The 13,648-nt window shown below is 63.4% G+C and carries 11 protein-coding genes; 9 read left to right on the top strand and 2 right to left on the bottom strand.

Translation table 11 applies throughout. The features are described 5' to 3' along the window. Nucleotides 1–360 precede the first annotated feature (360 nt). The 7 genes from CH296_RS29090 to CH296_RS25570 all read left to right on the top strand — a co-directional run bounded on the left by CH296_RS29090 (nucleotide 361) and on the right by CH296_RS25570 (nucleotide 9,260). Entirely contained in the window at nucleotides 361–531 is a 171-nt protein-coding gene (locus CH296_RS29090) for a hypothetical protein (protein WP_015586065.1), read from the top strand. A gap of 223 nt (nucleotides 532–754) precedes the next feature. Further along, nucleotides 755–6,127, top strand: coding sequence for a telomere-binding protein (locus CH296_RS25595; protein WP_032364989.1), 5,373 nt, complete (start codon nucleotides 755–757; stop codon nucleotides 6,125–6,127). 3 nt (nucleotides 6,128–6,130) lie between these two features. Beyond that, entirely contained in the window at nucleotides 6,131–6,781 is a 651-nt protein-coding gene (locus CH296_RS25590; RefSeq protein ID WP_015586063.1) for a helix-turn-helix domain-containing protein, read from the top strand. A gap of 103 nt (nucleotides 6,782–6,884) precedes the next feature. Further along, nucleotides 6,885–7,010, top strand: a complete 126-nt coding sequence (locus CH296_RS29640; protein ID WP_254924250.1) for a hypothetical protein — start codon at nucleotides 6,885–6,887, stop codon at nucleotides 7,008–7,010. A 6-nt stretch (nucleotides 7,011–7,016) separates the two neighbouring features. Further along, a complete protein-coding gene (locus tag CH296_RS25580; protein ID WP_015586061.1) occupies nucleotides 7,017–7,655 on the top strand; it encodes a hypothetical protein in 639 nt (212 codons plus the stop codon). Between the two features lie 100 nt (nucleotides 7,656–7,755). Next, the gene (locus tag CH296_RS25575; RefSeq protein WP_015586060.1) at nucleotides 7,756–8,640 is read left to right on the top strand and encodes a CPBP family intramembrane glutamic endopeptidase; all 885 of its coding nucleotides are present in this window, start codon (nucleotides 7,756–7,758) and stop codon (nucleotides 8,638–8,640) included. Beyond that, a complete protein-coding gene (locus tag CH296_RS25570; RefSeq protein ID WP_015586059.1) occupies nucleotides 8,640–9,260 on the top strand; it encodes a DUF2637 domain-containing protein in 621 nt (206 codons plus the stop codon). The genes CH296_RS25575 and CH296_RS25570 overlap by 1 nt, the downstream gene beginning before the upstream one ends. Nucleotides 9,261–9,273: 13 nt before the next feature. Here the strand turns inward: CH296_RS25570 and CH296_RS25565 are convergent, their stop codons facing one another. Together CH296_RS25565 and CH296_RS25560 are read right to left on the bottom strand one after the other, a co-directional pair. After that, a complete protein-coding gene (locus CH296_RS25565; protein WP_072692241.1) occupies nucleotides 9,274–10,275 on the bottom strand; it encodes a hypothetical protein in 1,002 nt (333 codons plus the stop codon). Nucleotides 10,276–10,315: 40 nt separating this feature from the next. Beyond that, nucleotides 10,316–10,843, bottom strand: a complete 528-nt coding sequence (locus CH296_RS25560) for a hypothetical protein (protein WP_015586057.1) — start codon at nucleotides 10,841–10,843, stop codon at nucleotides 10,316–10,318. 287 nt (nucleotides 10,844–11,130) lie between these two features. Here CH296_RS25560 and CH296_RS25555 point away from each other — a divergent pair, with 287 nt between their 5' ends. Both CH296_RS25555 and CH296_RS25550 read left to right on the top strand, forming a co-directional pair. Next, nucleotides 11,131–12,054, top strand: a complete 924-nt coding sequence (locus tag CH296_RS25555) for a DNA processing protein DprA (RefSeq protein WP_052047799.1) — start codon at nucleotides 11,131–11,133, stop codon at nucleotides 12,052–12,054. Between the two features lie 352 nt (nucleotides 12,055–12,406). Then, nucleotides 12,407–13,402, top strand: a complete 996-nt coding sequence (locus CH296_RS25550; RefSeq protein WP_015586055.1) for a DUF4192 family protein — start codon at nucleotides 12,407–12,409, stop codon at nucleotides 13,400–13,402. Nucleotides 13,403–13,648 lie beyond the last annotated feature (246 nt).

Below are 13,648 nucleotides of genomic sequence, written 5' to 3'. Positions count from 1 at the left end.
TCTCCATGCTCCCCATGCTCCCCACATAAAAGAGCCAAGGTCACGCGTATATCGATGAAGGGGCTTGCGCAGCGGGTCGGTTCGACGAGCTGGGGTGTTCGTCGTGTCCGGTGCCGCAGAGACAATGTCGAGAGATTTCGCCACTTCTGTCACAGAGGTAGATCGAGACGGATCTACCTGTCATGTGTGGTGCGAGGGCGGGTACGGACGAGGTGCGGAGGAACATGTGAACGTGGCACGACAGGCAGGCGACACACCGGATGTCGCGGCCTCCCTGTTTCTGTTACCGAATCCGTTTAATGTGATCGCATGGCTGGAAGCAAACCTGGGAGAGAGTCGAAGGGCCCTCGCATACCCGCAATGGTGCGCACGCCCGACACGCAGTATGCGCATTACAAAAACGAGGCCGACGCCCTTGGCCTCGACCTCAGCGACTACTACGTCTATGTCATGGCGCTGCACCATGATCTACCCATGCCGCATTACATCCAAGATCGAATCGATCCCGCACAGTACAAGCTGGGCGCGTGATGACCTACCCCTAGACAGTGAAAAACCCCCCTCGTGCTTGGCGGCGAGAAGGGGGGTCTTCCGGATTCACAAGTGAGCGAATCGCTCCGCTCCAACCACCCACCGGGAACAACCACGAACACGACAGGAGGTGTATTGACATCATAGCTCAGTACCCCTGCCTCGCCGTGATTTGCGCTCCGAACCCAGCGCGCGTCGTACATCTACGTGTCGGCGGTGAGTCGTGACGTCACCGACTCCCAACCGCGGCCACATGTGGTCGATGGACAACATCCGTCCACGCCTCGAGCAGCTCGGCGGCTTCAAAGCCACATCGAGTACCCAGTTTCAGGCGAGATGCCCCGTTCACGACGACCGTCACGCTTCGCTGTCTGTCACCTGGACTCCGGGCCACCACGGTTCTGGAATGGTGCTGCTGCGGTGCCATGGCTGCTCAGCGACGGCCGCAGAAATCGCCGAGCGTCTCGATATCGGTGTGTCCGATCTGTTCGACGAACCCTTGCCGAGTCGGGATCCGAGCGCACCGCGTGTCGGTAGATCCCCGCAGCAACGGGCAGCGGGCAAACGACGTGGGCGTCTGGGGCGTCTGCCTGCTCGGATTGCCGGTCCGATGCCGGAGCCCGAGGTCGAGCACTCTTGGTCGGAAGTTGCGCGCTATCCCTACACCGATGCCGACAGCGTATTGGTGCAGGAGGTCATCCGCGAGGAGTGCACCTCGTGCGGCGTCAAACACAAACGATTCCGGCAGTTGTTCGTCGGTCCGAATCGCACGTACGTCAAACGTAAGCCTGCGGTGTTCACTCCGGTCCTGTTCGCGATGCCGCAGCTGCAAGCGGCGCTGTCGGCCGGCCAGCCGGTGTGGCTGCTCGAGGGCGAAAAGGATGTCGAGACCGCGATGCGTCTCGGTCTGTGCGCGACCACGAATGCCCAGGGTGGCCTGAACTTTCCGCCACAGCTCGCCGAGGTGTTCGCCGGTGCCGCAGTGCGCGTTGTGCTCGATCGTGACGCCGCAGGATACGAGCGCGGCATCGAACTGGCGTCGCTGCTCGGCGCAGTTGATGCCGAGGTACAACTGCTGCTACCCGGCACAACAGATGACAAATCAGACTTCACAGATCACGTCGAGGCCCAGCTGTGGGATCCGGACGATATGTGGAACGGGTTGATTCCCGTCCATGTCGGTGAGGTTGCGGCACATGCTGCGCTGGCCAAGCTGCGCGGCAAGGCCGCCGAGGTCGAAAAGGCGGCTCAGGAAGCGGCTGCGCGTGCCGAGCGCGGGCGAGTATCAGGTCACCAGGATGAGTGCGCAGACGAGATCCGCCTCGCTGGGCGCTGGGCCGTCGAGGCGGAGCGCCTGTTCGAGCCGTTGAGCGAAGCCGTCGATGCGGTGCGTAGTTTCGCTGCCGCTGAGGGCACGAAGTGGTCGCAAGAAGCGGTCGATGCCGCTACCGCTGTGTGGCGTACTGCCCGCACGGCTGCCCGTGCCGCACACGATATTTCGCGCACTCCGATTCCACCGCTGCTGCACGACGAGGACGAGCACGACGCGGTGCCGCCGGCGACCGGATCCAGCCACATCGACGCCGGTGAATCGACACATCCGCTCCCTGACGGACCCCGACTGCACCTGGTCGGGGCGGCCACCCGCGGCGCTCAGATATCTGCACCGACGTATCGGGTCGTAGAGGGAAGCCTCGTCGAAATCGTCACCAACCGAGATGGCGAGCAGACCGCCAAAATGGTGCTCAGCATCGATGCTCGGATCGTGGAGATGGAATACCTCGAATCGCAGGACGACGGCCTCGACGTCGACGCACCGACCCTGCTCGGACGCGAAGATATCGTCGGGCAGCGGGAAGCCAATCCGCCGTCGCCCGAACAGCTTTCCGCTGTCGTCATCGGGTACACCCATCCCGATACGGGCGAGTTCATGCGTATGCGGGTGGACGCACAGGACTATCGGGACTGCACCTGGGCGGATTCTCTTCCCGGGCCGCCGACGTACGACTCCAAACCCTCTGGAATCGCCAAACTTCGCGACGCCCTGAAAGTGGCGGGTGGAGTGACGATTGCCCGGACGGTTCGATTCCGTTCCACCGGTTGGCGTAAGGACCGAAACGACGAGTGGTTCTACGTGCACGCGGGTGGCGCTATCAGTGCTGCCGGTGCCCGTGTTGCGCCGGTTCTGCTCAGTGGACCGCTCTCGCGTTACGACCTGCCGTGCCCGATCGCCGATGCACCTCGATTGCGTGATGCCTTCATGGTCGATTCGGGATCGATGCTGACGCGTCTGCCGGTGCGAATCGCTGCTCCGTTGCTCGGGCACGTCTTTCGCGCGGCCTTGGGACCCAACCCCTGGGTTCTTTCGCTCATTGGTTCGCCCGGTTCGTACAAGACCTCGATCGCGTCGATCGCGATGCATCACTTCGGTGAGCTGTGGGATCGTCGGCGGCCGGCATCGTCGATGTCAGGTAACGGTGACACTCTCAATGCGCTTCGCATCAAACTGAATTCGTCGAAAGATGCGCTGTACTGGGCCGATGATGTCGCTCCCACACGAGACTGGGGGGCTGCACAGAAAGCGCTCGAAGAGTTCGCGCGCATGGTCCACAACGGCGAACAACGGAGCCGTTCCAGTCGCGACGGGTTGAGCATCCTCGACGGCACCGCCCCCCGATCGTCCGCGATGGTGACCTCCGAGGTCATGCCTCGACCAGGGTCCGGCGCTCAGCGCATGTTGGTGGTGCCGTTGCAGTCCGACGAGATCGAACTCGACGAGCTGATTCGACTCGACAGTGAGCAGTCTCGACATGGACGCGCCCTGCTGATGGCCTCGTTCCTGCAGTGGTTGTGCCCCCGCCTCGAGGAACTGCGGGAAAAGGTCTTCAACGAGGGCGCGCACTACGCCGAGGGCTTACGTGAGCAGGGTGAGACCGTGCGCCAGGCCGAAGCGGTCGGTGCAGTGTGGGCAGGGTGGCAGGCGTTCACCGCTTTTCTGCTCGATGTCGGCGCGCTCGATGCCGATGAGGTCGAGCAAGTTCTCGACGTCGTCGACGGCGGATTGCACGACGCGGTCGTCGCTGCGGCCGATCCCGATCTGCCTTCACGTACCGGGGCGCGGGTGCGCGAGCTCCTTGCGCACGCACTGCGTACCGGGTTGGCCTACGTCGACGACGTTCGTACCGGTGAAGCACCCGACCGCCCGCTCGCCGGCCGGTTGGGGTGGCGACGGACGTTGGTCTCGGACTATCAGGACGTCAAGAAGTACCGCGAAGACGCACGCGGGATCCGGTTGGGGTACGTGCTCACCGACCCCGGACCACGCGACGGTGAAGCGCAGCTGTTGATCGAATCGACTGCCCTCGAACAGGTTCTGAAAGCCGCGGCATCGACGATGTCCGATGCTCCACAGATCGATCGAGGCACGGCGCTGCGGGCCCTCTACGACGAGGGAGTTCTGATCGCCGAGGAACGCGCAGGCAAGACACCCCGTTACACCGTCCAACGCACCATCCATTGTGAGGAACGGCGGCAGCGGATGACCGCTCTCCGTCTGTGGGCGATCCTCGGCGACGGCCCCGACGACGGTCAGATCGGCATCTTCGACGCTGATGGCGGACCCGACGATGCACCGGACGGTACGACACCGAGCGACGTTCCGGGTTCGACCTCCGCAGTGGCCGACCTCGCGACGTTGTTCTCGGTATCGAACAGCGACACCTCATCGACGACGGGCAGCTCTCGTGCCAACGACGCGGAAGCTACGTCTGACAACTCCGAACAGGAGGACATTCCAGTGGGAAGCTACCCCGATGCCGAGGGCCATATCGCTGTGGCAGAACATATTTCGCCGAGCGTCCCGTGCGTGAAGTGCGGAGTGGGCTCGGGCCTTCGCTTCGATGGCCACGTTCTGCACGCGCAGTGCTGGTTCGGAAGCACAGCTGCCTCCCGCGCTGCACTGGTTGCCGATACCGCAGCCGCAGCGAAGCCGCCTGCACCCGCCTCCACTGGCCCGCGGCCGTCGAACGAACCTGCTCGTCGAGCTGCTTCCGAGGCCGCCGAGTCGAGTGCTCCTACGGTTGCGCAACCCAGTGCGCCGCTCGAGACCACGCAGCCTCGGCGTTCAGCTCCCGCGAAGACCGCGGCCAACCCGTTCGCTGCCCCTGCCGCCGTCCTGGACGTCGATGGCATTTGGATGCCCGACGGAAGTCGAATCAATTTGCCACAGAACATCTCTCACGTCGGTCATGTCGCCGCGCTGGTGCAGGAGCTGCGTCTGGGCACTCAGACTTCGTCGTGGCAGAGCGAACCGGGACAGATCTGGGTGACCGCGGCGATGACCGAGAAGTTCGGGGTGGATCTGAGCACGCTGAGCGACGATCCGTCGCAGCGACGCAAAGACGTCGGCGAGGCCACTGCCGGCACAGCGTTCGTCACAGATGCAATCGCCGACGGTTGGACCCTGGGCAAGCCCGGTGACCGGCTCGGTGCGTGGACCCGTGTGTGGCGCACCCAGGGCGAGCACCGCGGTGTGTGGGTCGTCCTGGCTGCCGGCATGAACGCCGATCCACGCGATATCCCTATTCTCGGAGACCGACCGTCCCCGAGCAAACTCGCGCGTCGATTGTCGCTGTTCGCCAGCGCGTTGAAGATGCCGTGGGTGATCACCCCGCAGTCCACAGGTTTCGACCTGATGATCTCGACTCGATTCAAGGACCGCGAGCGGATGTTCGGGGCACAGACTCCCGTCGGCCCGGCCACCATCAGCTCCCTCGAGGACGATTACGCATGGTCCCGCAAACCGACCAGCGACGAGACATCGATGATCTACGTCCACGCGTACGACCGAGGAGGCTCGCATGCTGCGGGAATCGCCGGTTTGGAGATGCCGATCGGATCGGCCACTCATCATCCAGACGGGCGAGCGTTCGACAAGAAGCTGCCGGGCTATTGGCGGGTAGAGGTTCCCGAGGCAGGGGACTGGCGCATCCCACATCCATTGATGCCTCTCGGCGGCCGGCCGGGCCTGCTGTGGGTGACCACACCGAGTCTGCAGGTCGCCGGAGAACTCGGCTACGAGCTCGAACCTGTCGAGGCCTACGTGTGGAACGAACATGGCCGAGTACTCGATCCGTGGTACGAGCGAATCCGGGACGCACGAACAGCTTTGGACGTCGACGACGTCGACGCTCAGTTGGCCAGAGATCTGCTCAAGGGCGTCTACACGCGCACGATCGGCCAGATGGGGTCCTCGGTTCATATGACCGGACGAGCAGGTTTCTCGCCTGAGCGACGCCATCACATCATCGCCAAAGCGCGGGCGAACATCACTCGTCGCATCGTCAAGATCGGCACCGTCTCCGACCGGTGGCCGGTGGCCATCACGAACGACACGGTTCTCTACACCAGCAACGATCCGGATCCGATCGCGTCCTGGCCTGGGGAGGACAAGCAGCTCGGTCGAGGGTTCGGCCAATACAAGTGGGAGGGCTCCGCTCGACTCGGCGATCATCTCGAGTTCCTCGTCGGTGGCCGCTACAAGGGCAAGGAAGCGCTGACGATGAACTGGGATGCCACGACAGGCAAGGGGGAATAGCCAATGGCCGGGCGCAAGCATGCTGGCTTCAAAGAGAACCTGGAAGCAGACGAACGCCGACGCAGCTCACTGTTCCAGGGCTTGACGGGCAGGCGTGGTGCCGATGTCTCCGGCAAGGCCGGCACCACCCCTGACATGCGTGGGATGCTCCTCGCCGCGTACGGCCCGGGCACTCGGGGCGGGGTGAACACTGCCGCAGCTGCGCGCGATCTCGGAGTCTCACGTCGTACGGTGGAACGCTGGGTTGCCGCCGAGGGACGCCAGCGAATCTCGAAGCCGAAGGCCGAGACTCTGAGCAAGCTCACCACCAAGTCGCGGCAGGCAGCGACGACGCAACAGGGCCGGCGCGCCGCCATCAAAGCTGTCCGAGAGAGCAAACAGGGCAAGTCGATCGCCAAATACGGTGCGCGCGTACAGATCAAGGGCCGACAAGGCGTCGCCGGTGGGGGAGGGTTCTACATTCGCAATCGTTCCATCCAGATCCCCCCGGATCAGAGTGGTATGTCGCCATCCGATGTCGAGTCGATGTGGTCGGCGTACGAACGCGGCGGCGACAAAGCGCTCTCGAAGTGGCTCAGCGGCTACGCCAGCGATCGGTACGTCGACGGATGGACCTTCGAGAGCATCGACAACATCTCCATCGACCCGGTCTGACCATAAGAGTCTGCGAGTTCAGGTGTTCGGAGTGTCCGGTGCAACCGCTACGGTATCGGTGGAATCGCGCACGGCAGCGCTCTGCAGGAGGGATCAGAAAGACATGTTCGAGACCAAGTCTCAGCAGTGGAAGACCCGCGTCGTTTCTGCGTTGGCGGGTCTGATCCTCGTCAGCATGGCTGTGCAGGCCAAAATGGGATACGGCGTCTTTCTCGGACCACTCCATTAGAGCGACATGAACCCGAAGCGGCCGCGGTGGACCAAACGACAGCTCGAGGTCGCATTCACCGCGTGCTACGGCCCCTTGGTCAACGGTGGTGTCGATATCGACTATGTCGCAGCGGCATTCGGGGTGACTCGCCGTACCGTTCAGCGTTGGCTGCAGGGCTCACCTCGCGCTCGAGCGGCCATTCCCGTCCGCCGGTTGCAGCAACTTCAATTTCCCCTTCCTGAAATCCGACGTGTCGAACAGCAGACCCTCGACAATGCACGAACTGTCTTGACCGGGCTCGATCTTCCCCGTGGCCGCGGTGTCCGCAAGGAATGGCGAGAGCGACGATGGCTGGACCCCCATGTCGTGGCGATCCTCCGTCCCCACGGCTCTCCGGACCTGCGGCAGGTAGCGATCGCCAGAGGCGCACCACGCCCCGTCGCGGCACTACATAAGCGGGGCCCGCTCGATGACTTCGTCACCGTTCCCACCCGTTTCCACGCCGACGCCCTCGTCGGTGAACTGCTCGACCGCGTCGGCCCATGGCGGCTCTATCCGGACGACCGTGTCGTCGAGCTCGGCCGAACCCGCGTGTGGGCCGCATGGGCACCACCGATCGACCTACCCGCTATTGCCCGCGGTGCGGGCCTACTCGACAACTGATCAGCCTCGACCGCCGTACCCACGCTCAGTACTCGTATCCGCACCCATGACTGTCCTGTGTCGCCGCGACGAGAGAATGTCAAAGAAAGAGTGAATCGCGATGAATCGCAACAACAACTGGAACTCAAGCCTGTATATCGCTGCTGTTCCGCTCGGGCTTGCTGCCGCCTACCTAGTCGTGTGTTGGCCTTTCGAGGCATTAGTCTCGGTTCAGAGGCATCTCGGTACCGGATCCGAGGTAGTCACCGAGTCGACCCCGCCGACGATGCCCGGCGCTCAAATTGGCTTCCTAATTCTCTTCTTCGCCGCAGTTGCCGGTCTCGCTCTCGTCGCGGCGGTGCGCCGGTTCATCGAACCGAACGAGACCGAACCGAACAGCTTCCCTGGGACGTGGCGAGCGCGGACGCTGATGAGTGCAGGATTGTTCCCCATCGGCCTGTGCATGGCCTCGTTGCTGTCCCCCGAGGATGCCGAAAACCTTTCGCGCACCAGTGACTACGGCAACCCGGCACAATGGTGGAACAGTGCGCACCTTCTCGTCGCCGGCTTGGCCGAGGAACCGTTCTTCAGTGCGCTTCCGGTCTTGTTGCTCTTCGGGGTCGTCGGACTGGTCTGGCGCGTCCAGCCGTGGATGCTCGGCATCGTCATCGCGAGCTCAGCTCTGTTTCGAGCCTCCATCCATCTGTACCAGGGAACAGGGCAAGCGTTGTCGGCGTTCGTATGGGGCGCTGTGGCCGTCTACGTCTACTATCGACTCCGCAGTCTCACGGGACTCGTTCTGGCCCATACAGCTTGGAATGCATTCGTCATTGCGAACAATGGTGACTACACCGCGGCTCAGATAGTGATCGGCGGGTGTATCGCATTCACCGCCCTGTGGTCGATTTACCGACTGTCGAACACACCCACCCTCAAGCACGCCGATCTAGCACGCCCGACGGCAGCGGCCGGCCACTTTTCGATCACCACCAGCGAAGGACATTGATGAGGAATCTGACAACCATCAAACGTTGCGCGGTGATCGGCAATGCGGTGATCGGTATCAGCGCCTTCACAAAGAGCGGAATATCGTTGTGGCAGCTCGCTACTGCCAGCGGATACCCGGCAACACTGGGATGGGTTCTGCCACTGGTGCTCGACGGAATGGTAATCCTCGCAACACTCATGCTCGTCGTCGACGCCTCACACCGCTGGTTCGCGTGGGCCTTGCTGATTCTCGGGTCGATCGCATCGACGGCCGGCAACATCGTGCACGTCTCGATGGTGGACTACAGCTCGACCTTCACCGTGGCCGCGCTGGCCGCTGCTGCGCCGCCGCTGGTGCTGCTGGTCACCACGCACCTGATGATCCAGCTGGTCCGACTCGAAGCATCAGCTGTAGACGACAGCACCGACCAGCGTCACTCGGCCCCGAACAGCTCCACAGAGGCCGAAACAGCCGTTCTGTGTGTCCACGTCCTGAAACTGGCCAGCGAAGGCCACGAGCACGCTGCAGTGGCCACCAAGACCGGGCTACCCATTGAGGTCGTCGACGCAGTCATCGCAGCCGCCGAGGACGAACTCCAGATCGGCTCTGAGGAGGATCGATACCTCGCCCCGGCATGAGTTCCCCGTCGGTCTACTTCATTCGCGAGCTCAGTTCGTCGAAGAATGCTGCGAGCATCGACGGCGCGTCGGGGCTCTCGAACTCTTTGCCCCCGAACCGATAGACCTCGTATCCCGCTAGCCGGAGACGTCGGTCTTCGGTGACCATCTCGGCGTACAGCTGCGTGCTGGCGCGGCCGTCTTCGTTGGCGTAGTGCTGACGACCGTCGACCTCGATGACGACGCGTTTTCTTGCACTGAAGAGCAGCAAGAAGTCCATGCGTTGGCGTTCGAGGGGACTGCTGCCCTTGCGTTGATACTTGGTGTACGGGTCGTAGTGGAGGTAGACCTGCGGGATCAGAGCGGGAATACCGAAGCCGTGCTCTCCGTATCGACGTGAGTAGACGTCCAAGACCATCCGCTCGGGTTCGTTCTTACCGAGGCTCTCTCGCAGCCGTTTGTACAGTGACCGCCCGACATCGCGATCGTCCGTGTCTGCCATTGCTTGGTGCTCACGCCACCACTGAATCAGCTCCTGAAAGGACAGGCCGGCCTCGGTTATCGGTCTGTCGTAGACCAGGCAGAACTCAGCATTCTTGGTGATCAGGATGTCGTTGCTGACCGCGTCGCGGAGCACCATCTCCGGTTTGGGACCATTGGCCGCGAAAATGAGGTTCTTTGCGGGAGAATCGACACCGCTGGAGCCCTTTTCGTACTCTGCGATCAGCACCGCGAGCCCGTGGTCCGCGACGTCGCATTCTGCAAGCACGCGACGCGCCAGTGCGACGAGCTGGGGGATCTCGAATCCTACGAGGTAACCATCGATCAGCGACCGCTTGGTGTCGGCCTCAACCGGGGTACCTGTACCTGCCCACGTCAGGTCGAGTTCGTCGGGTAGGACCACTTCGAGGGCGGCTCGCGAGAACCCATAGATCAAGGTGTCCTCGATCGCCGACCTGAGCGTTCTGGTCGACACGATCACCCGTCGCGGCGGCTCCTCCGAGAGGCCGGCCGCAAGTGAATCCCAGAAGCTCATCGGTCAGAGGCTCCGCGGGCGGCCATGTTGAGCGGAGCGCTTACCGGCGTCGATGGCCTGGATCCAAACGAACTTCGGCGAGAATCGCCCAGAGCTTGGCGTCGTCGCCGTCGTCTCGGTGATCGGCGATGGCCTGCACGAGGGTGTTGATGACCTCACGAGAGCGTGGATTGAATCCGGCAGCTCGCGCACCAGCCCAGGCCAGGGGGTCGTCGACCACCTTGTCGAGCCTGTCGAGGGCGTGGATACACAGGTCGTGGAACTTGCCGGCACGTTTGTATTGGGCGTCGTCGAGTTCGCCGGTATCGAGCGCTGCTGCTGCTTGCTCGACGTAGACATCGATGATCGCGTTTGCGCGATCGTTGAGCTGCGGATCGAAAGTGAGGGTGTTCCAGAATGCACGCCAATTGGCTGTATCGCCGGCGGTGTTCGAGCGCGGCAGGAGGTTGTCACGAATGATCGCAGCCAGTTCCGGGTCCGTCAGTTCGCTGATCGCTCGGGCGTCGGCGGAATTCGAGGGGAGCGGGGCCGGCGTCTTGCTTCGACGCCATGGCTCGGGCTCGGTCATGTGTGCAGCTTCCCTCTCGAACGTCGCGGTTGGTGCGTTTTTCGTCGGCGGCCCGTGAGATCTGCTCCGGTATTTGTATCACTCGAACAGGACACTTCGGTCTGCTCTTTTGGCCGCTTCGTGAACTTACCGCCCGGCGCACCCGCTGTCCCCGGCACCGGGTGCGCCGGGGACATTTTCGCTTGTCAGGTGCTGTTTTTGTCGGTGTGTCGGGGTAGGTTCGAGTTGTTCTGTTGATCGGGCGGACTGACCATCTGCCCTTGTGTTAGCCCTGGGAGGGTTTCGTCGTGAGCGGTGTGTCGAGCGAGAACGCGGTGTCGGGTAGCGAGATGGTGTGGCGTGAGCGTGTTGCGTGGGCGTATCTCGCTCACGTGGCGCGGGGGCAGGGCTCGTTGGTGCATCTGGCGGTGTCCTTATCGGGCGTGGAGGCTGCAGCCGAGGCTGTGCGGCATCGGGAGGTGTCGGAGGACTTGTTGCGTGCGACGGCTCGCTCGTGGGACTACTCAGGTGCCGAGGCAGACCTCGAGACGGCGGCAACGCTGGGAGCACGATTGGTCACTCCTGCGGACGCTGAGTGGCCGCAGCGGCTGCGGATGGCCGGATGGCTGGAGGGATCGACTCCGGTCGCTCTGTGGGTTCGTGGACAGGGCGCGCTGCCCGGTGCTGATGTGTCGGCGGTGGCGCTCACCGGCACCCGGGCTGCGACCGCTTACGGCGAGCATGTCGCGTCGGAATTTGCCGGGGATCTGGCGATGCGTGGGGTGGCGGTCCTGTCGGGCAGCGGGTTCGGGATCGAGGGAGCGGTGTTGCGGGCAGCGTTGGGGGTCGGTGCAGGACCGGTAGCGGTAATGCCGTGCGGCTTGGATCGGGCGTATCCGTCCGGTCACGCTCGGTTGCTCGAGCGCGTCGCGGAACAGGGTGTGGTGGTGAGCGAGTACTCGTTCGGTGCAGAGCCTCGACGAGAACGATTCAACGGGAGTGGCGCGCTGCTGGCGGCTCTCTCCGATGCGGTAGTGGTGCCCGAGGCCGGGTCACGCGGACGTGCACTGTCTGTGGCCAGGGAAGTGCACAGGCTCGGGCGGGCGGTGTACGCGGTACCAGGGCCGGTCACCTCCGCAGCGTCGAACGGATGCCATACGTTGATCATCGACGGTGTGGCGCGTCTTGCAATGTCGGCTGCTGGCGTGTGTGCTGATCCGAACGTCTCCTGATCGGCTCGACACCGATCCGAAAGTGTGGTCGGGTATGGACGTGAGCCCTAGATGGGCCTCGGAAGCCGACTCCGCTCCCGAGGAGTTAGAGCGAGAGCCTTTGTCGCTCTGATCCTTTCGCTTCTCCCTAGACGTTCGACAACAGGCTCGCCCAGCGAAACACATGGGCGGGCCTGTTGTCTTTCCCCACCGAGCCCCGGCGCACTCGGTGCGGTCCCCGGCACCGAGTGCGCCGGGGACCAAATGTGTTGCGCGTGAGCCGTTCTTGTCGGTGGTCTCGGCTAGATTGTGGGTGTTCTGTTGATCGGGCGGACTGACCATCTGCCCCTGTGCCCTGAAAGGGGTTTGTCCGATGTCCTCTGTTTTTCGTATCTCCTCACCCGCTGATGCTGTTGCCGTGGCCGTGATGCTGGTCCGCTACGTTCCCGAGAACGAAATGGTGGTGTTCACCCCAAACTCGACAGGCGGGGCCGTCATGGCCTGCCCGCTGGGGGAGGAAGCGCCGATCGGTGGTGCCCCGTTGCTGGTGCCCAGCGGTCACCCCGTGCGTGATCTATCCGGACCGCGCGTGGTGGTCGTGTTCGGCAGTGACACACACGCCGATGCGGCATCGATGGCCGTTCTCCACGAGTTCTCGGGCGATGACGTTGCTGTGTTCCAGTTCCACGAGGGACGTGCGCGCCGCTACTTGATGAACGGGGTACTGGCGGGACCGCACGAGGTCGGCGAGGCGGTCGACCTGACGGCTCACCCCTACGTGGTCGGAGCGTTGCTCGAGGGGCAGGTACGTCTGGCCTCTCGCGCCCAAATCCGCGCGGGCTTCGTTGCCGAACAGTTCGGTGCCGAACGCGCCGCGAGTGTGGTGGACATGATGCGGGCTGCACGCGGGGCGTTCCCGGCAGTAGGGCCGATCTCGGCCGCAGAGACCATCCACCGCGAGGTACTCGCCGGGTATCTCGATTCAGGCAACCGCGGAATCGAGATATCGGATTACCACGCTGCGATGCTCGCAGCCGCCGCCTCTGACGTGCGCGTGCGCGATGTGCTGTTCGTTCACTTCACCGAAGCCAACGCCGCAGTCCTCGGCGAACTGTGGCGGCAGGTTGGCGCGGTGTTGCCCGCCAGCGAGGCAGGCCCCGCCTTCGTCCTCGCTTCGCTGAGTTACTGGATCGGACGGGAGGCGGTGCCGGCGCGGGAGGCAATGAACGTTGCCCGTGGGCTCGCCCCCGATCATTCCTTGGGGCAGCTGCTCGAACGCGCATACAACGCGGGAATCAACCCGGCGCTGTGGGAGCAGATTCGGCCCGCTGCGCTCGATGCAGAATCCGAGCGATCCCGTAACGAATGACTTGAATGCGATTGATCCGAAACCGGTTTCGCTGAATACACCATGCATCGGCGAGCCGGTTTCGGTTCGACCGCCCTCGAAAAATTCTCGATTGCAAATTGCAAATTGAGCGCGATCGAATAACAGATGCAACCGCGAAGGCGCGCAGCGCTTCGACCGAGTCCGCGAGTTCTTCGGAACGGCTTGCCGTTTCGCCTGCAGCGGCGGGCGCGCAGCGCCCAGCCCCAGCCCCTGCGGGGCTGGGGC

Source organism: Rhodococcus sp. 14-2496-1d (assembly GCF_002259365.1).
Lineage (GTDB): Bacteria > Actinomycetota > Actinomycetes > Mycobacteriales > Mycobacteriaceae > Rhodococcoides.
This window is presented reverse-complemented; position numbering and strand designations above follow the sequence as displayed.

Excerpts from the sequence above, each read along its gene's own strand:
- CH296_RS29090 (WP_015586065.1), top strand. The coding sequence starts at position 361 with ATGGTGCGCACGCCCGACACGCAGTATGCGCATTACAAAAACGAGGCC.
- CH296_RS25590 (WP_015586063.1), top strand. The coding sequence starts at position 6,131 with ATGGCCGGGCGCAAGCATGCTGGCTTCAAAGAGAACCTGGAAGCAGAC.
- CH296_RS25575 (WP_015586060.1), top strand. The coding sequence starts at position 7,756 with ATGAATCGCAACAACAACTGGAACTCAAGCCTGTATATCGCTGCTGTT.
- CH296_RS25570 (WP_015586059.1), top strand. The coding sequence starts at position 8,640 with ATGAGGAATCTGACAACCATCAAACGTTGCGCGGTGATCGGCAATGCG.
- CH296_RS25560 (WP_015586057.1), bottom strand. The coding sequence starts at position 10,843 with ATGACCGAGCCCGAGCCATGGCGTCGAAGCAAGACGCCGGCCCCGCTC.
- CH296_RS25550 (WP_015586055.1), top strand. The coding sequence starts at position 12,407 with ATGTCCTCTGTTTTTCGTATCTCCTCACCCGCTGATGCTGTTGCCGTG.
- CH296_RS25565 (WP_072692241.1), bottom strand. The coding sequence starts at position 10,275 with ATGAGCTTCTGGGATTCACTTGCGGCCGGCCTCTCGGAGGAGCCGCCG.
- CH296_RS25580 (WP_015586061.1), top strand. The coding sequence starts at position 7,017 with ATGAACCCGAAGCGGCCGCGGTGGACCAAACGACAGCTCGAGGTCGCA.
- CH296_RS29640 (WP_254924250.1), top strand. The coding sequence starts at position 6,885 with ATGTTCGAGACCAAGTCTCAGCAGTGGAAGACCCGCGTCGTTTCTGCG.